The 16,749-nt window shown below is 60.3% G+C and carries 19 protein-coding genes and 1 pseudogene; 7 read left to right on the forward strand and 13 right to left on the reverse strand.

The window, feature by feature from the left end; genetic code table 11:
- Positions 1-422 precede the first annotated feature (422 nt).
- The 7 genes from E4Q08_RS03735 to E4Q08_RS03765 form a co-directional block, all read right to left on the reverse strand.
- Entirely contained in the window at positions 423-926 is a 504-nt protein-coding gene (locus E4Q08_RS03735) for a PEP-CTERM sorting domain-containing protein (protein ID WP_169069394.1), read from the reverse strand.
- Between the two features lie 227 nt (positions 927-1,153).
- Complete coding sequence (locus E4Q08_RS03740) at positions 1,154-1,297, reverse strand: hypothetical protein (protein WP_169069395.1); 144 nt, start codon at positions 1,295-1,297, stop codon at positions 1,154-1,156.
- A gap of 136 nt (positions 1,298-1,433) precedes the next feature.
- The gene (locus E4Q08_RS03745) at positions 1,434-1,673 is read right to left on the reverse strand and encodes a VCBS domain-containing protein (protein ID WP_308240051.1); all 240 of its coding nucleotides are present in this window, start codon (positions 1,671-1,673) and stop codon (positions 1,434-1,436) included.
- Positions 1,576-2,541 (reverse strand): COG1361 family protein, encoded by a 966-nt coding sequence (locus tag E4Q08_RS03750; RefSeq protein WP_169069397.1) that lies wholly within the window; start codon positions 2,539-2,541, stop codon positions 1,576-1,578. The genes E4Q08_RS03745 and E4Q08_RS03750 overlap by 98 nt, the downstream gene beginning before the upstream one ends.
- Positions 2,542-3,279: 738 nt before the next feature.
- Positions 3,280-4,980, reverse strand: a complete 1,701-nt coding sequence (gene pabB, locus E4Q08_RS03755) for an aminodeoxychorismate synthase component I (protein WP_248594673.1) — start codon at positions 4,978-4,980, stop codon at positions 3,280-3,282.
- Positions 4,981-5,107: 127 nt separating this feature from the next.
- A complete protein-coding gene (locus E4Q08_RS03760; protein WP_034913707.1) occupies positions 5,108-5,335 on the reverse strand; it encodes a sulfurtransferase TusA family protein in 228 nt (75 codons plus the stop codon).
- Positions 5,336-5,363: 28 nt separating this feature from the next.
- The gene (locus tag E4Q08_RS03765) at positions 5,364-6,821 is read right to left on the reverse strand and encodes a beta-barrel assembly-enhancing protease (RefSeq protein WP_169069399.1); all 1,458 of its coding nucleotides are present in this window, start codon (positions 6,819-6,821) and stop codon (positions 5,364-5,366) included.
- Positions 6,822-6,965: 144 nt separating this feature from the next.
- On the opposite strand from E4Q08_RS03765, the gene moaC reads away from it, so the two are divergent.
- Entirely contained in the window at positions 6,966-7,448 is a 483-nt protein-coding gene (gene moaC / locus E4Q08_RS03770) for a cyclic pyranopterin monophosphate synthase MoaC (protein WP_034913691.1), read from the forward strand.
- 122 nt (positions 7,449-7,570) lie between these two features.
- Here the strand turns inward: moaC and E4Q08_RS03775 are convergent, their stop codons facing one another.
- Complete coding sequence (locus E4Q08_RS03775) at positions 7,571-7,774, reverse strand: cold-shock protein (protein WP_015768464.1); 204 nt, start codon at positions 7,772-7,774, stop codon at positions 7,571-7,573.
- Between the two features lie 258 nt (positions 7,775-8,032).
- Between E4Q08_RS03775 and clpS the strand changes: the two genes are divergently transcribed.
- The 4 genes and pseudogenes from clpS (at position 8,033) to E4Q08_RS03795 (ending at position 11,697) form a co-directional block, all read left to right on the forward strand.
- The gene (gene clpS, locus E4Q08_RS03780) at positions 8,033-8,341 is read left to right on the forward strand and encodes an ATP-dependent Clp protease adapter ClpS (protein ID WP_034913686.1); all 309 of its coding nucleotides are present in this window, start codon (positions 8,033-8,035) and stop codon (positions 8,339-8,341) included.
- A gap of 1 nt (position 8,342) precedes the next feature.
- Positions 8,343-10,600: pseudogene (clpA, locus tag E4Q08_RS03785) on the forward strand (ATP-dependent Clp protease ATP-binding subunit ClpA).
- A 67-nt stretch (positions 10,601-10,667) separates the two neighbouring features.
- Positions 10,668-11,162, forward strand: a complete 495-nt coding sequence (rraA, locus tag E4Q08_RS03790; protein WP_034913682.1) for a ribonuclease E activity regulator RraA — start codon at positions 10,668-10,670, stop codon at positions 11,160-11,162.
- Positions 11,163-11,190: 28 nt separating this feature from the next.
- Positions 11,191-11,697 carry an ankyrin repeat domain-containing protein gene (locus tag E4Q08_RS03795; RefSeq protein ID WP_169069400.1) on the forward strand — a complete coding sequence of 169 codons (507 nt, stop codon included), beginning with the start codon at positions 11,191-11,193 and terminating at the stop codon, positions 11,695-11,697.
- A 42-nt stretch (positions 11,698-11,739) separates the two neighbouring features.
- On the opposite strand, the gene E4Q08_RS03800 is transcribed toward E4Q08_RS03795, so the two are convergent.
- The 3 genes from E4Q08_RS03800 to E4Q08_RS03810 all read right to left on the reverse strand — a co-directional run bounded on the left by E4Q08_RS03800 (position 11,740) and on the right by E4Q08_RS03810 (position 14,257).
- Positions 11,740-12,264, reverse strand: coding sequence for a glycine cleavage system transcriptional repressor (locus E4Q08_RS03800; protein WP_034913679.1), 525 nt, complete (start codon positions 12,262-12,264; stop codon positions 11,740-11,742).
- Positions 12,265-12,373: 109 nt separating this feature from the next.
- Complete coding sequence (locus E4Q08_RS03805) at positions 12,374-13,576, reverse strand: NnrS family protein (protein WP_034913699.1); 1,203 nt, start codon at positions 13,574-13,576, stop codon at positions 12,374-12,376.
- Positions 13,577-13,609: 33 nt separating this feature from the next.
- Positions 13,610-14,257, reverse strand: a complete 648-nt coding sequence (locus E4Q08_RS03810) for a TetR/AcrR family transcriptional regulator (RefSeq protein ID WP_169069401.1) — start codon at positions 14,255-14,257, stop codon at positions 13,610-13,612.
- Between the two features lie 171 nt (positions 14,258-14,428).
- On the opposite strand from E4Q08_RS03810, the gene E4Q08_RS03815 reads away from it, so the two are divergent.
- Complete coding sequence (locus tag E4Q08_RS03815) at positions 14,429-14,914, forward strand: hypothetical protein (RefSeq protein ID WP_034913674.1); 486 nt, start codon at positions 14,429-14,431, stop codon at positions 14,912-14,914.
- A 20-nt stretch (positions 14,915-14,934) separates the two neighbouring features.
- Here the strand turns inward: E4Q08_RS03815 and trhA are convergent, their stop codons facing one another.
- Positions 14,935-15,552, reverse strand: coding sequence for a PAQR family membrane homeostasis protein TrhA (gene trhA, locus E4Q08_RS03820; protein WP_034913670.1), 618 nt, complete (start codon positions 15,550-15,552; stop codon positions 14,935-14,937).
- 179 nt (positions 15,553-15,731) lie between these two features.
- Entirely contained in the window at positions 15,732-16,367 is a 636-nt protein-coding gene (locus E4Q08_RS03825) for a CCXG family PEP-CTERM protein (RefSeq protein ID WP_169069402.1), read from the reverse strand.
- On the opposite strand from E4Q08_RS03825, the gene E4Q08_RS03830 reads away from it, so the two are divergent.
- On the forward strand, positions 16,351-16,551 hold the full coding sequence (locus E4Q08_RS03830) for a hypothetical protein (protein ID WP_169069403.1): 201 nt from the start codon (positions 16,351-16,353) through the stop codon (positions 16,549-16,551). The genes E4Q08_RS03825 and E4Q08_RS03830 overlap by 17 nt on opposite strands.
- Positions 16,552-16,749: the final 198 nt, after the last annotated feature.

Genomic DNA, 16,749 nt, shown 5'->3' on the forward strand with positions numbered 1-16,749 from the left:
CGGCATAACAGGAAAGGAAGCGCCTCCAGGACTTCGTCGCCACGCTCGAAAAACTCGAACCGCAACGCGAACGCCTCAGGCGGTCACAGCCGGTAAACTGGCCCCCTGAGTCAAGATTGTTTTGCGTATGGGATATCATCATGATCAATGAGAACAAGCCCTGGCAATAAAGACCGATGCCTTTCCGACCAGATCTTCGGCTTCGGCCGCCTCTCCTCCGCGTAGTGGCCTCGTGCAACGCAGCACACACCACCGGGGCAAGTCCACAACTCGCCGCACGCGAGCACCGCTCTTTCCTGAGCAACCCCGCTCGCCGCTCGCTCTGCCAGTACCCGGTCGGCTTCCCGTCAGGAGCCGCAAGACGCAAAAAACCCCGCCGCAGCGGGGTTTCGTTCCTTGCGGCGGAGTAGCCTAACCGACGCTCAGGCAACCTTACGGCGGCTGAAGCCGAGGCCAGCGAGCACTAGGCCGATCATGCCAAGCGTTGCGGGTTCGGGAAGGTCCGCCCGAATGAACGCACCTCCGCCCGAAGTGCCCAAGGCATTCTCGGTAATGGCGATGTCGATGGTATGCGAACCGGGCAGCAGGAGAATCAGGCCGTTGCTCAGCCTCGCGTCAGCCCAGGCAGCGTCGCCGTCGAAAGCATTCGACTGGATGCCGTCGTTGGCATCCGCATCGGAGGTGAACTGCAGTGCTCCGCCGTCGACCGAGTACGAGAACTCGTCGCCGATGACGAAGCCGTCGACGATCTTCACTTTCACATGCGAACCTGGGGCCACGTCAATCGTGTAGGTATCGATGAACGACGGCGCAGTGCCGAAGCTAAAGGTTTGCCACGAGCCAAGCGGCAATACCGTAGCAGAGGCCAAAGGCGCTGCGGTGGCTAGTGCGGCCACAACGGCCAATCTTTTCCATGTCAAGAACATGATGTTTTTCCTTTCGTTAGGTATATGGTCACCAATTGCGGCCGGAAATCCCCAGCTTTTGGTTGCCCAACACGTAAGCAATGACCGTGCCAGTCATTAATTTCTTTTTTGATCAGTATGTTACAATAACGATTCGACTGACACTGTAAAAAAAAACCGACACTCCACCTGGCGAATATTGTTGCGTCCCGCCGTATTGACGTCGATCGGTCGCACGTGCAGGCTCCTCAAAGGACGAAATCCGCTGCGCTGAGACCGAGACTCGTGCCCACGAGAACCAGCGTGAAGTCAGCCTCGATCTTTCCGTCGGCGTCGGCCTGGATGATGGTATTGCCGCGAATCTCGAACCACGTGACGCTGTCGCTGAACACGTTGGCACTTTGCCCCGCAAAGACAAAAAATAGGACAGCGCTGGCGAATCGACATCTGTTGCCCGGGCGGACACTCCGACCGTCGTTCCGTTCGCGGCACCCTCGGCAACGCTGTTCGCGGCCGGGTCGTCGTCGGTCAGGCCGGGGCGTCGTTTGCGCCATGGATCGTCACGGTCAGGGTGGCGGTCGACGTCGCTTCAGCAGCGTCCTTCATGGTATACGTGAAGACGTCGACCAATTGCCCTTGAGCGTCGAGCGCCTGCACACTCTCCTTCTGATCATCGAGCGTGTAGCGGAACGCGCCGTCTGCCCCCAGGACGAGGAAGCCGAAACTGCCGGCGATGCTCGCGGCCACGCCCGTCGCCAACGGCCCCACGAGTGTGCCCGCAGCATTCGAGGAACCACGCGCCGGCTGCCGTATCGCCGGGACCGATGTCGCCGAAAACAGCGGTCAGGCTGCCGGATGGGCTTTCGCCATCGACTTGCGAACCGATGATCTTGAAATCGACGAGCAAGCCTTTCTCGTTGTCGATGATCTTCGGCTGCGCGGATTCGATGCGCAGCGAATCGGCGGTTCCCCTCCCGTCATTGCTCAGAAGCACGCCGAGCAGGAACGGGCTCGCTGGCTCGACGACATCGTCCGTGAACGGGTCGTCCGAAACCACATTGCGCTCCTGGAAGTAGTCGAGCGTCAACTCTGCCTGCGGCAGCACATGGACGGTCACCGGATCGAGCTGGATGAGGTGATCGTGGCTCTCGGTCACGTCGCGGAACGAAAGCGTTCCTCCGATCCGGTAGGCCGCCGGTCCCTCGGGGGCAGCCAGTGTCGAGGGCAGGAAGGTGTCCTCCGACGTGAACGAGCCGCCGGCAGCGAGGCCGTCGGCCCCATCGAGGGCGTCGATCCCGGACAGATAGTCGTTACTGATGCCGAACACATTGCTCGCGACGACGTTGCCGGCAAGGTCGGTAATGACCAGGTTCAGTGCGATCTGACTCAAATCCTCGTCGTCCGATTCCAGCGTGAGCGACCCGATGAAGGCTTGCCGGCTCATCACCAGGTCCTGTTCGATCCGCAAGCGAATCGTCGCGCAAACTCCTTCGACCTGCTTCAACTGCTCGATCTGCAGTTCGACCTGGGCCTCGCGTACGTTGTTCAGCAGCGCCTGGTCGTAGGCATCGATCTGGTACGCGCGGAAATCCGCATGCGTGAGTGCCCGCTCGGCCAAATCGTCGACCTGCGTCACCCCGTCGAAGCGCGGCCCCGATGATCAACCCGCCGACGATCTTCAGGCCGAGTGGCAAGAGGCAATCCGGAACCTCGCCGGGCTCGTCGCAATGCACGTTGGTCGGCGTTTCTTCCTGCGGATTGCCGATGTAGCGGACCCCTGGGCCACTGGGAGACGACTCGCCACCACCACCGCCACCGCCGCTACCAAGACCGCTGCCACCGCCGTCAGGACCACTCACGAACACCCCTGGGGAGCCCGGCGGACAGGGCGGACGGGCAGAGTCCGGACCGTCGTAACCGACCGGCACTTGGCGCTCCACGCGGTTGGGCCCGCACGGGTAGTCGTAGTTCATTCCCCCGGAACTAGCACCGGTGCCCACGCATGCCGTCGGATCGTAGCCATCTGGCCAGGACGGTGCACCGGTGGGACGAGAGGAGGGCGCGCCTTCGGGATGATCGTCACCCGAAGGAGTCCCCCCTGAACCGATCATATAGCAGGGATGAAAATCCCACTCCACCATGGCAAGTATAAGGTGATTTTTGCCAAAGAACATACTCACCGGAACAGATGAAAGAGATCGCCGGCACGACTGGAGATCGCTCTCGTTCTCGCCCGCACTGGCAATCAGTACGCTTACCAGATGCCGCTGCAGCATGACCTGATTCTTGCGGACGAGACACCGGGCTGCTGTTGCGCAGCGAACTCAGAGACCAAGGCACCTGGACGTGGTGGTGCCAGGCACTGCCGCTGCAGTCAGCATTCGAGCGACACCGGCAGCAGACCGCGCAGGGCGTTGCCCAGATACAGCCGGGAAGCCCCGCACAGGTCGTCGAGCCGTAGCACCTGTTCGAGCGCGCGCCCCGATTCGAGCAGTTGGCGGCGCAGCACGCCGGGCAGCAGGCCGCAGTGCAGAGGCGGCGTCAACAGCACCCCGCCGCGCTCGACGAAGACGTTGCTGCGTGCGCCTTCGCAAACCTCGCCGCGCGTGTTGAGAAAGATCGTGTCGAAGACCGCGGGACATGCCGTCAGCGCCGCCAGTGCGCGCTCATGACGGGCGCGCGCCGTGGTCTTGTAGCGCAGCAGGTAGTCGTCGTCAGGCAGCGTTTCAGCCGCCAGGCGTGCGCTCCACTGGCGGCCGGGTTGGTCCATGAAAGGCGACGCAGTGACGCGGCAACTGCCGTCATGCGCGAGCGTCAGACGAACGCGAAAGACCCCACGCGGCCGCCCAGCAGCTTCTGCCGCCAGCACCGCGGACACCGTCGGCAGCGCACAGGCGAAACCGAGGCTGCGAGCGGATGCCTGCAAACGATCCAGGTGCAAAGGCAGCCAGGGATACCCCCCGTCTTCGAGGCGCAAGGTTTCGAACAACTCGAATCCCGGATCGAAAGCGGTCAGAAAATTCGCTTTCAGTAGACATTCCGCATGCTCGGACGCCGCATCCGCGTCGGCGACGATGCCGCTGCCCACCCCCATGCGCGCCCGCTGGCCGGTTCCCATTTCGATGGTGCGAATGGCGACATTGAAACGGCAGTCGCCAGTCGGCGCCAACCAGCCCAGAGCGCCTGTATACAGGCCGCGCGGCGATTCTTCCAGCTCGGCAATGCGCTGCATGGCGCGTATCTTCGGTGCGCCGGTGACCGAGCCACAGGGAAACAGCGCGCCGAACAGCTCGAGCAGGGGCGTTGCCGGCAATTCTGCGGCCACCGTAGACACCATCTGCCAGAGCGTGGGATAGGCTTCGGCCTCGCACAAGGCTTCGACGCGCACCTTGCCCGGCTGCGCCAGTCGTCCCAGGTCATTGCGCAGCAGGTCGACGATCATGATGTTCTCGGCGCGCTCCTTCGCCGAGGCGAGCAGTGCCGCCCGCCGCTCCTGATCGACCAGCGGCGTACCGCCACGCGGCGCCGTGCCTTTCATCGGACGCGTCACGACGCGGCTGCCCGAGCGCTCGAAAAACAGCTCCGGCGAGAAGGAAAGAATCGCTTCCTCGCCACTGCCGACGTAGCCCCCATAGCGAACAGGCTGCCGCTCGCGCAAGCGCGCATACAGCGCCAGCGGATGACCGTAGATCCGGAAGGTCAGCGGAAAAGTGAGATTGATCTGGTAGCAGTCGCCGTCGGCGATCCAGTGACCAATCTGCCTGACCTGCTCGGCATGCTTTGCCGCATCGACGCCAGGCGACAATTCGGCGATTCCGGCCAGCCGTTGATGTTCGGGAAGCGCTGCCACTTGCTCGGCAAGGAAAGCCTCGACTGCCGGCATGTCAAGCCACTCCGCCTGCGCAAACACCCAGGCCCGCAGCAATGGCCGCCCTGGCGACGGTCTGGCGAGCGCAGGCTCGAGGCTTGCGCCGAGAGCGTAGTCGGCCGCCAGCGCCACCCAGTTTCCCGCGGCCAGTGCCATCTCGATCGTACCGAAAACCTGCGCTGGATCGGCAGCGCCGTCGAGTGCCATGGATCGACGGCAGTTGCTCAGCAGCAGGGTATTTCCACCGTCCCCATCGAACAGGGCGAAGGGGCAGACAGCAGCCGGCGATCTGGAGGGAAGCACAGTGGCAGGAGCCCGTCTGCCAGGCGGCGCCTTACTTGCGCTTGAGGAAATACTCGAAAACCTGGTTTGCCTCGGTGCTCGACAGCAGCTCATTACCGGTCTGCCGGGCGAAGGCCTCGAAATCCTTGAGCGAACCCGGATCGGTCGCCAGTACGTGCAGCACTTCCCCTTGAGACATCTCGGACAGAGCCTTCTTGGTACGCAGAATTGGTAGCGGGCAGTTCAGCCCTTTGACGTCTAGTTCTCGATCGAAATGCATGGCCTGGATCCCCAACGAAAGACGTATTTTACCCGCCATTTCGCTTCTCCTTCGCCTCTTCCGCCTGCAGCTTGCGCAATTCGCGCAGGCGGGCGTCCACCGCAGACTGTTCGAAGAAAGTGCCGTCGGAAGCCTTTTGTGCAAACTGCAGTTGTTCAACGGCCGGCCCCAACTGTCCCTGCAGAAGATAGAACTCGGCCTGCGCTCGATGCTGCTGGAGGCGCCTGCCCGCCGCCGCGAAGGTCCTGGCCTGTAGGGCATATAGCTTGTAGTCGGAACTGTAGACCTGCAATTGGGAGTCCAGAAAGAGCTGGCCCTGCTCATGGTTTCCCCCGGCAAGCAGTGCTTCGGCGTAACCATAAACCAGTGACCTGGACTGCGGATAGCGCTGCAAGGCATCACGATAGATCGCCAGTGCGCCGGCCAAGTCATTGGCCGCCATCCTGATCTCGGCCGCGAGACCGGCGGTCATTGGAGAAGACACCTTGAGCGCATTCAGCGCCTCGACTTCTCGCTGTGCGGCAGCCACTTCCTTGGCCCTCAACAGCGAGTACGCCAATCCGTAGCGGGTCGCCACCTCCGAAACATATTTCTTTTCCCGTAACTGCTTGCCAAACTCGTTGACTGCCTCGCGCGGCGTGCTCATCTGAGCGCGCAGCTTGGCGCGCACAAGATGAAAGTCCAGGCTGTCGGCTACCTGCCGATAGGGGGCACCCTGCGCCCGGTTCTGCATGTCGGAAATCCTCTCCAGGGTCAGCGGATGCGAGCGCATATAGACCGGTGCGTTGTTCTCATATACCCGACCGGCCTGCTGCAGGCGACCAAAGAAGTCCCCCATGCCGCGCACGTCGTAGCCCGCCTGGGTCATCGTCTGAAACCCCAATCGATCGGCCTCTCGTTCAAAATCACGACTGTAGGCCAGTTGCGCCTGGATCGATCCTGCCTGTGCCGACGCGATCGCAGCACTGGCCACCTGCGAGTTGGAACGGGCAGCCAATACGCCGACAGCCATGGCGATCATGCTGGCGATCGAGTTCTGCTTCTCGCGGGCAATCTGCCGTGCCAGGTGATTCTGCATGACATGCGAAATTTCATGCGCGAGTACGCCGGCCAGTTCAGACTCCGATTGCGCCGTCAGCAGCGTCCCGGTATTCACGCCGATGAAACCGCCGAACATCGCAAACGCGTTGACGGTGTTATCGCGAATGAAAAAGAACTGACAATCGCGGGACGGATTCGCACTGGCTGCTACCAGGCGGCTGCCCAGACGATTGAGGTAGTCGGTGACCTCTGCGTCGTCCACGTAGCTCGGCTCACGCAAGCGGATTTCATTCATGATGCGCTCGCCGATCTTTCGTTCGAGTTGCGGCGAGAGTTCCGCACGCGCTGCCTCGCCAAGGTCGGGAAGCTCGTCTGCCGGCAGCGAGGAACTTCCCAACAAGGCGGCCACGGTCAGGAATACGGCGGCACAGGTGATTCGCTTCAACGCGGCTCCCGGACATGGACGAATGGAGATGGTGCTATGATAACCAATGCACAGCCAGCGAATTGTTACCAAGCGTTACCGAATATCACTGGCTCCATTTCGGGTACGTCCATAGGTGAGTACCCGCCTACCTCACTGACGATCATGCCCGCCAACCCCCTCACCCACTTCAATCCGCAAGGTCAGGCGCAAATGGTCGACGTCGGCGAAAAGACCGAGACTCATCGGCAGGCGATGGCCAGCGGCTGCATCCTGATGCAGCCGGAAACCCTGGCCCGGATTGTGGAGGGTTCGGCCAGCAAGGGTGACGTTCTCGGCGTTGCGCGGATTGCCGCGATTCAAGGCGCCAAACGCACTTCCGAGTTGATCCCCTTGTGCCACCCGATTGCCTTGACCAAGGTTTCTGTCGACTTTGCCATCGATAACGAAGCCAACAGCGTGCATTGCACGGCGCGTGCCGAGTGTTTCGGCCGCACTGGTGTCGAGATGGAAGCGCTTTGCGCCGCCAGTATCGGCTTGCTGACGATCTACGACATGTGCAAGGCAGTCGATCGCGGGATGCGCATTGAAAGCCTGCGCCTGCTCGAGAAAATTGGCGGCAAGTCAGGACACTGGACAGCAGGTTGAGAGCAGCAGATCGCTAGATCGAACGCACTGGCGCGGAAGCCTGGCGGAAAGCAGTCGAGATCCGAGCCTGATGGCGAAAAAAAAACCCGCCGAAGGCGGGTCCCTATTGCACACCCAAAAAATCAGGCGCGCGAAATATTCGATGCTTGCTTGCCCTTCGGGCCCTGCGTCACGTCGAAGGAGACCTTTTCGCCCTCTTTGAGGGTCTTGAAACCGCCCATGGTAATCGCGGAGAAATGGGCGAAGAGATCTTCACTGCCATCGTCCGGAGTAATGAAGCCGAAACCTTTGGCGTCATTGAACCACTTCACTGTACCTGTTGCCATATTGCCACTTCCTTGAAAAAAGACTAAACCCGGGTATCGCCCGACTTGCATGCTTCTAATTCAACACCAGCTGATCAGGGATTCCAGTCATGGACAAACACCAACCAGCTGCCTAAACTAAGAGCATGTAAGCGTTTTACGCTAGATCAGGCAGCGACGTCAAGCGTTTTCCATGTTTGCTGCCCGCAGCACCGTCTAACACCCCGAAAATGGCATTTCTGGTATTGCGCATCCGTAAAGACTGGTTAGAATTCACGCATGGCCACAAAGCATCAAGACAGTTCCCTGCTCGAAGCGAAACGTACACAACTCGCGCCGCCGCCCCTGTACAAGGTTCTGTTGTTGAACGATGATTTCACCCCGATGGATTTCGTAATCGTCGTTCTGCAAAGATTCTTTGGGCTGGATAGAGAACACGCGACGCGTATCATGCTCAAAGTACACACCGAGGGCCGCGGAGTCTGTGGAGTTTTTCCGCGCGACGTCGCGGCCACGAAGGTTCAACAGGTCACAACCTTCGCACGCAGTAACCAGCATCCCCTGGCGTGCGTAATGGAGGAAAACTGAAATGATTGCGCAGGAACTTGAAGTCAGCTTGCACATGGCATTTGTCGAGGCAAGGCAGAAGCGCCATGAGTTCATCACCGTCGAACACCTGCTGCTGGCACTGCTCGACAACCCATCGGCTGCCGAAGCCCTGCGCGCCTGCGGAGCAGGCATTGAGCAACTGCGCCGGGACCTGACCCGCTTCATCGGCGAGCACACGCCAACCGTCGCTGGCGATGACGAGATCGATACGCAACCCACCCTGGGTTTCCAGCGCGTGATTCAGCGCGCCATCCTGCATGTTCAGTCTTCCGGCAGGAAGGAGGTCAACGGCGCCAACGTCCTGGTCGCGATCTTTGGCGAAAAGGATTCGCACGCGGTCTATTACCTGCAAAAACAGGGCGTCAGTCGCCTCGATGTGGTCAACTTCATCTCGCACGGGATCAGCAAGGTGCCGCAGAGCACACCGCGCAGCGAGCCTGAAGTCGAGGCGGAAAGCGAACAGCCCAGCGCCGCTGGCCCACTCGAAAGCTATACCATCAATCTCAACGCCTTGGCTCTCCAGGGCAAGATCGACCCCCTGATTGGCCGTGACCGGGAGCTTGAGCGGGTCATTCAGACACTCTGCCGCCGGCGCAAGAACAATCCACTGCTGGTCGGCGAAGCGGGCGTCGGAAAAACTGCCATTGCCGAAGGCTGGCACGCCGGATCGTTGAATGCGAGATTCCCGAAATTCTCTCCAAAGCGAATGTGTACTGCCTCGACATGGGCTCGCTGCTGGCCGGCACAAAGTATCGCGGTGATTTTGAACAGCGCCTGAAGGGCGTTCTGAAGCAGCTCAGCGATAATCCGCAGGCAATTCTGTTCATTGACGAAATTCACACCCTGATTGGCGCAGGATCGGCTTCAGGCGGCACCCTCGATGCGTCGAACCTGCTCAAGCCCGCCCTGTCCACCGGCCAGTTGAAGTGCATCGGCGCGACGACCTACACCGAATACCGTGGCATCTTCGAAAAGGACCACGCACTGTCACGGCGTTTCCAGAAAATCGACGTCAACGAGCCATCGAGCGCCGAAGCGGTCGAGATCCTCAAGGGGCTCAAGTCACGCTTCGAATCCCATCATGGCATCAAATACTCGACTGCGGCATTGACCTCGGCCGTCGAACTCTCGGTACGCTTCATTACCGACCGCCATCTGCCGGACAAGGCGATTGATGTCATCGACGAAGCGGGCGCCGCGCAGCGGATCCTTCCCAAGTCCAGGCAGAAGAAACTGATCGGCAAGATCGACATCGAAGAGATCGTCGCCAAGATTGCACGCATCCCCTCGACCCACGTTTCGTCCGATGACCGTAACAACCTGAGGAATCTCGACCGTGACCTGAAAGCCGTGGTTTTTGGCCAGGATGCAGCCATCGACGCGCTTGCCAGATCGATCAAGATGGCCCGTTCCGGTCTCGGCAACCCCACCAAGCCCATCGGCAGCTTTCTGTTTTCGGGTCCGACGGGAGTCGGCAAAACCGAGGTAGCCAAGCAACTGGCGTACTGTCTCGGTAACGAACTGGTGCGCTTCGATATGTCGGAATACATGGAGCGGCACGCCGTATCACGCCTGATCGGTGCGCCACCCGGCTACGTTGGCTTCGACCAGGGCGGACTGCTGACCGAGGCGATCACCAAGAAGCCGTACAGTGTCCTGTTGCTCGATGAAATCGAAAAGGCGCATCCCGACATCTACAACATCCTGTTGCAGGTCATGGACCACGGCACGCTGACCGACAACAACGGACGCAAGGCAGACTTCCGCAACGTGGTGATCATCATGACCACCAACGCCGGACAGGAGGCCATCCAGAAAGCAACGATGGGTTTCAATCCAAGCAGACAGGCCGGCGACGAAATGGCCGAGATCAAGCGGATCTTTACCCCCGAATTCCGCAACCGGATCGATGCCACCATCTCCTTCGGAGCGCTTGACCACGACGTCATCCTGCGCGTGGTAGACAAATTCCTGATGCAGCTCGAAGCACAACTGCATGAAAAGAAGGTGGAAGCGGTATTCACCACAGCACTCAAGGAGGATCTCGCTGCGAAAGGCTTCGACCCGCTGATGGGGGCCCGCCCGATGGCACGCCTGATTCAGGACACCATCCGCGCTTCACTGGCCGACGAACTGTTGTTCGGGCGACTGGCTTCCGGCGGCCACGTCACCGTCGACATCGACGAAAACAAGAAAGTGAAGCTGACTTTCGAAGAAGAGCACGCGGTGCTTGCCTGAACCCCCCGGATAACCAGGGTCATGCACCGAACAATGGTCACTTCTTTACCTCAACAAGGCTAGCCGCATGCGTTTCAAGACCCCCGACCTGCTCGACAACAACGAGGCCAGGATTCAGGATGGCAGCGTCCGTATCGTCACACCGATGTTCCAGCATTACGGTGGCAGATCCTCCTTCTGTGGCCAGCTTGTCACGCTGAAACTGTTTGAGGACAACACGCTGGTGCGTGAAGTTCTCGCTGAAGATGGGCGGGGCAAGGTCCTGCTGATTGACGGCGGTGGCTCGATGCGTTGCGCACTGCTTGGTGACCAGTTGGCGATCCTGGCTCACAAGAATGCCTGGGAAGGGATCGTGGTCTACGGCTGCATCCGCGATTCGGAAGACATTGCCCGCATCGACCTCGGCGTGCGCGCGCTCAATACGCATCCACTGAAAAGCATCAAGAAAGGCGTCGGCGACCGCGATCTGGCCGTCAGTTTCGGCGGCGTCACTTTCAGGCCGGGTGAGTGGATCTATGTTGACAGCGATGGGGTAGTCGTCAGTGAGCAGCCTTTACGCTGAAACCAGGCCACAGGATCGGAGATAAGGTGTGAACACTGGTATTGACTTGCTCAAAGCAATCCGCTCAGGGCGTCTTCAAGAGGTCCGGGCGGTACTGGATGCCGGCGCACCGGTGGAGTTGATTGACGGTCGGGGTGACCCCGGCTTGCCGCTCGGTGTCGCGTGCTTCATGGGATACGCCGACATCGTCCGCGAGCTGGTTGGCCGTGGCGCGAAAGTCAATACCCCGGATAACGCACAACCGACCTCGCCCTTGTCGATGGCCGTTCGCGGCAACCGCAGCGAAGTCATCAAGACCCTGATCGAGTTGGGTGCGGAGGTTCCGCAGGGCATGAAGACCGGACTGACCGAGCAGGAGATGCTGATCGCGCGCTGGCGAGGCCAGCACTTCGGTGCGAAAACTGCCGCCGGAGGGCACAATCAGGAGCCGCCGGTCTTCGAGGAAATCGAAATGATCAGCTGCTACGGAACCGATACGGCCGTCCTCGATGCCGACATGATTCGGGCGGCACGAGAAATGGAAAAGAAGCAGTGATCCACCACGCCTGCTTGGCGTCGCCGTAGGATTCGCGAAATCTCAAGTCCGAGCGGTTTCGTCGAGGGTGATATCGACCATCAGGTCATTCGACAGGCTCTCCAGCTCTCGGGTCAGGTCGCTCACATCGAGAGTTGACGAAGCGGTCAGCTCGACGCTGGCGTGGAAGAGCATCCCGGCCGACATCGGCGCACTCGCCGTATAGGTGCTGAGATCCTCGACATTGAGCGCATGCCGGGCAAGCACCTGCGAGACCTCACGCACGATGCCTATGCGGTCATGGCCGACCAGCGAAAGCTTCAACCGTCGATCACCGGCCTGAGCTGCGGGCAGGCGGGAGACCTCGAAAGTGATACGCAGACCGGGCAAAGCAGCAAGCGCTTTGGAAAGGTCTGCGAGCTGCGCTTCGGCAACGCTGACGCAGACAATGCCCGCGAACTTGCCGGAGAGGTTCGACATCGACGATTCCAGCCAGTTGCCCTGGTGCTGACTGATGACGGTAGCAAGCTGTTCGACAAGACCTGGACGGTCATCTCCGATCACGGTCAGAACAAGGGAAACATTCATGGTGGACTCCTGGCAAAATGAGCCGCCATTTTACCCTCTGCCGTCAGGCTGCTTGGCACTGGATTTGTCGTTCCGGCCACGCGCAGTGCCAAGGTTCAAGATAGTGGGCCTAGCCAGGTTTGCCGTCGATCCGCGCCCGCGACAACACCGGCCAATAGCGAATTGCATACAAGGCGAAGGCAAGCGACCAGCAAATCCCCGAGCCGAGGACTGTGCTCAGGTAGGCATCGGGAACGATCATGCCGCCAAAGACCCGAATGATTGCAGCGCACTGGACGAGGACGAAAAACGCAAGCTCGAAGCGATCGGCAAGGAGCGGACGGCCGGTGTGGCCGCGCGCGGTGCGTACCATCATGCCGATCGTCATGCCACCAATGGCTCCAATCGTCAGCGCGTGCATCGCGAGCGGCTCGGCAAGCAGACCGAGCGCTGCCAGTGCACGCAGCACGAGGTACACGACAATCCAGCCGTAAGCCGCATGCAGCACCCACACCAGCGGCGTTGCATAGGTTCGCCAAGGCTGCCAGAGATAGAGCCGGGCCGCGTGCGCCAAGGCGGCGACCAGCGCAATGCTTGCGATCACCGTCGCCGGCGCCAGCAGAATATCGGCACCCAACAGGGCCAGAACGCTGCCAAGTGCGAACTTTTCAACGAGCGGATGGCGAGTGGCTTGCGTACCCGGGATACCGTTGTTGGTGAACATGGGAATGACTCGCCCGCCCATCACCGCGATGATGAACAGGATGACATCGAGACCAGCCTGTAAACTCGCCCGTTCGGGCCAGGCGGCCAGCATTCCTAGCCAGGAAAGATGCATGGCCAGAACGGCCGCCCCGAGAAATATCAGCAGCGCGACGAAGAAGTAGTTGCGCTGGTTACGGCTCTTCACCAGCGGAATGGCGAGCCCGATTGCGACTGCTACCGGGAACGCGGCGTTCACCAGGGCTGCCGCAGTAGCGTAGGGCGTCAGCACCAGGATCCGCCCGGCGATCCAGAGCAAGGCAAAGGCAAACAGCACGCCACCCGTCGGCGTTGCTTGTCCGGTCCAGTTACGGCCGGCCGTGAAGAGGAAACCAGCGACCACCGCCAGGGTGTACCCGAACAGCATCTCATGGCCATGCCAGCTTGAGCTGCGCATGAAGGTGACCGGTAAATATCCCGCGTATTGGGCGACCCAGAGCGGAATCGACAGTGCGGCGAAAATGCTGGCGAGCAGATAGAACGGCCGAAAACCCAGAGCCCAGAGCGCAAATTTAGCGGCCGGCGCTTCTCTTTGCGGGCTGGGCTCCGCGACTGAAAGAAGTTTTGACATGCTGATGTCCATCCAGGATAAATTAGCGCAGGTTCACGCGCCGGTTAACGATTTCGCCGGCCCACGATAGCCGTCGAGCAGTAGCGGAAACAGCCGTCGCGCACGTTCCACCATCCCTGCCTCGTCGGCGGCAAGCGCTGTCTGAATGACGAGGCCTTGTACCGCGCCGATGAACAGTACCGGTGCCAGCGTGCTGTCCAGGTCAGCCGGCAGTTCGCCGGCTGTCTTCGCTTGCCGGAATAGCTGGCTGAGCCGCTGGCGATACGCCTCAATCATTGCACGTACTTCGATGCGCACCGGTGAATCGCCAGGGTACTGCAGCTCGTGGAACAGGACGCGCGGCACACCGGGATTGTTGGCGATAAAAGCCACATGTGCGAGAAATGCCTGCTCGATTCTTGCGAGCGGCGAAGCCGTCTCGTCAATCGCCGCCGCCAACGCTGCGCCGAGGGATTCGCGCACCCAGACAAATACCGCCAGCCAGATCGCCTGCTTGTCGGGAAAGTGCCTGAAGATCGCCCCCTGGGTGACGCCCATCCGGTCGGCGATCGCCTGGGTCGTAATCGCATCCGGGCCACGTTCGCGAGCCAGCGCGAGAACGCTGGCGACGATTTCCCGCTGCCGTTGGTCGGTACTCAGGCGATGGCGTGGCATCGTTTCGAGATTGGCTGGTGTGTACATGATATCGAGGGGCTTGCATTCAAGTAAATAATTACTTACTATCTTAACACCAAGGCGGGCATTTGGCAAGCCGGACAATTCAAAGGAGAATTAAGCCATGCATTTAAGCGCTCGTAATCGAGCACGCAGACGATTCGGACATCATTGTGCTTCAACACTGAGGAGATCCCCATGAAAACTCGTCACGCCCTGATCGCCACCGCTCTGTTCGCTACCCTCACGCTTGGCACCGGCATCGGCGCCAATGCACTCGCTGCCGATCCGCACCAGCACGCCGCCGCAGAGCCCAGCCAGCTCACCCTCAACCACGGCAAGAAATGGGCAAGCGACGAGCCACTGCGCAAAGGCATGAGCGAAATCCGCAAGGCTCTGGCCGCGAAACTGGAAGGCATCCATAAAGGTACGCTGACATCCGTCGACTACCAGGCGCTTGGCGCGGCGGTCGATGCACAGGTCGCCACCATCGTCGCCGAGTGCAAGCTCGAACCCGCAGCGGACGCCAACCTTCATCTGATCGTGGCCGAACTCGTCGCGGGCGCCGAGGCGATGCAGGGTAAGTCGGCAAGTAAACCAGCGACCGGCGCCGTGCAGGCGGTGCAGGCAGTCAACCGTTATGGGCAATATTTCAACCATCCAGGGTGGAAGATGCTGCACTGAGGACGACTGAGCCACGCCAATCAAAGCACGTAATACAGGATCGCAAAGTAATGGGCGGTGCTGCCGGCCATCACGAACAGATGCCAGACACCATGCGCATGCCTGAGGCGGGTGTCGAGCGCATAGAAAACGATCCCGCTGGTGTAGAACACGCCACCTGCTGCAACCCAGGCGAAGCCGGCCATCCCCAGCGCCTGCAGTAGCGGCACCAGCGCCACCACCACCGCCCAGCCCATCACAATGTAGATCACCAGTGACAGGATGCGTGCTTCGCTGCGCGGGCGAAGTTCCTGTACGCCACCGACCAGCGCCAGCCCCCAGACGACAGCCAGCAGGGACCAGCCCCAGGGACCGCGCAGGGTTACCAGGCAGAACGGGGTGTAACTGCCGGCAATCAGCAAATAGATACTTTGGTGGTCCAGCTTGCGCAGGATGTCCTTGGCACGCCCGCGGACACTGTGGTAGAGCGCCGAAAAGCTGTAGAGCAGCACCAGTGTCGCGCTGTAAATCGAGACGCTGACAATTTTCCACGCATCGCCGCTCTGCGCCGCCAGGATCAGCAGCACGGCCGTACCAGCGACCGCAAGGATGGCCCCGACCAGATGCGTCCAGGCGTTGAATTTTTCTCCGTAGTACATGTGAGCAGCCTTGCCCCAGTGGACTGCCTGCCCACCCGCAGCGCCGTGGACAGTCAATTGAAAAGCAGCACCTCCCATTGTCCCGGAGCCGGCCGTCCGCAGTCAATCAACGGTTCATCCTGCAGGTCCTGAAACGACAAGCCCCGCCATAGAGCGGGGCTGTCTGTCACGCCGGGTAACTACTGCTTGCGCCTGCGTGCTGCGCCCAAGCCGAGAAGCCCGATGCCGAACAGGGCAAAAGTTGCAGGTTCGGGGATTGCCGCCAGGCCATCTCTCGAACCGAAGGTCCTGAAGGTTGCAGGTTCGGGGATTGCCGCCAGGCCATCAGTCGAACTGAAGGTCGTGAAGAATGTTGCCCCCGGTGCTCGGAACTGCGCCTGTTGGCCACCGTCGCAGCAATGTTCCAGCCCGTAAATCTGCAGAACATGGTTGCCGGCTGCAAGCAAGGAACTGTAATCGAAGTACTGGCTGGGGTTTCCATAAGATCCGGCCCACCACATATCGTTGGTCTTGAAGCCGAGAGCAACGCCGTCGATGAAGACCGCTCCTCCAAGGCCAAAATCGGTTCCCGCACGAAACTCCCATGCACCAGCCTGCGCTGGCGTCACGCCAAAGCGGATCGTGAAATCGAAGGCAATATCGTAGATTGAATTGGCGCCGAACAGACCATGGTTCGAAATATCGTTGAACACCGCCGGAGAAGCAGTGCCATAGCCTGCTGTCGCACCAGCCACCGCAGCCTCAACCACATTCTTGTAAGCTTCCGCGCTGGCTTGCACCCCTGCCGTCGAATGGCCGGTGGCAACGCTGATCATGCTGGCATCGGCATTGCCGACAAATGCTGCCAGCGTCGATACGACGATGCTGGTCAAGAGTTTTCCGTTGTTTCGTTCAATCACGTTTTTCAATTATCGATCCTTGCGAGTGGGCATGTTTGCAATAGGTTTCCTCGGTGCAGCGTGTGCTGCATTCATTCAAGAAACAGTCAGATATTTCTGAGCACGGAGAGATTGGAACACTGAAGCGAACTGGTCCCCGTGCGATTCTTCACATCCACCGCAAGATCGTTCCGACCCGCTCACTCTACGGAAAACCGGGGCCACCGAGATCCCCGCGCCCGGCAGCTTGCTGTTGCCCGCTCTGTTCGTGCTCTGCCAAACATTGCGACTCAACACGAACAGCTGACTCCGTTCAGGA

The sequence above is a fragment of the Candidatus Accumulibacter contiguus genome (genome assembly GCF_012940005.1).
Taxonomy (GTDB): domain Bacteria; phylum Pseudomonadota; class Gammaproteobacteria; order Burkholderiales; family Rhodocyclaceae; genus Accumulibacter; species Accumulibacter contiguus.

What these genes read in the sequence shown, in the direction of transcription:
- E4Q08_RS03735 (WP_169069394.1), bottom strand. Translation starts at nt 926, where the DNA reads ATGTTCTTGACATGGAAAAGATTGGCCGTTGTGGCCGCACTAGCCACC.
- pabB (WP_248594673.1), bottom strand. Translation starts at nt 4,980, where the DNA reads ATGGCACTCGACGGCGCTGCCGATCCAGCGCAGGTTTTCGGTACGATC.
- E4Q08_RS03760 (WP_034913707.1), bottom strand. Translation starts at nt 5,335, where the DNA reads ATGCATTTCGATCGAGAACTAGACGTCAAAGGGCTGAACTGCCCGCTA.
- moaC (WP_034913691.1), top strand. Translation starts at nt 6,966, where the DNA reads ATGCCCGCCAACCCCCTCACCCACTTCAATCCGCAAGGTCAGGCGCAA.
- E4Q08_RS03775 (WP_015768464.1), bottom strand. Translation starts at nt 7,774, where the DNA reads ATGGCAACAGGTACAGTGAAGTGGTTCAATGACGCCAAAGGTTTCGGC.
- clpS (WP_034913686.1), top strand. Translation starts at nt 8,033, where the DNA reads ATGGCCACAAAGCATCAAGACAGTTCCCTGCTCGAAGCGAAACGTACA.
- rraA (WP_034913682.1), top strand. Translation starts at nt 10,668, where the DNA reads ATGCGTTTCAAGACCCCCGACCTGCTCGACAACAACGAGGCCAGGATT.
- E4Q08_RS03800 (WP_034913679.1), bottom strand. Translation starts at nt 12,264, where the DNA reads ATGAATGTTTCCCTTGTTCTGACCGTGATCGGAGATGACCGTCCAGGT.
- E4Q08_RS03805 (WP_034913699.1), bottom strand. Translation starts at nt 13,576, where the DNA reads ATGTCAAAACTTCTTTCAGTCGCGGAGCCCAGCCCGCAAAGAGAAGCG.
- E4Q08_RS03810 (WP_169069401.1), bottom strand. Translation starts at nt 14,257, where the DNA reads ATGTACACACCAGCCAATCTCGAAACGATGCCACGCCATCGCCTGAGT.
- E4Q08_RS03815 (WP_034913674.1), top strand. Translation starts at nt 14,429, where the DNA reads ATGAAAACTCGTCACGCCCTGATCGCCACCGCTCTGTTCGCTACCCTC.
- trhA (WP_034913670.1), bottom strand. Translation starts at nt 15,552, where the DNA reads ATGTACTACGGAGAAAAATTCAACGCCTGGACGCATCTGGTCGGGGCC.
- E4Q08_RS03825 (WP_169069402.1), bottom strand. Translation starts at nt 16,367, where the DNA reads ATGATCAGCGTTGCCACCGGCCATTCGACGGCAGGGGTGCAAGCCAGC.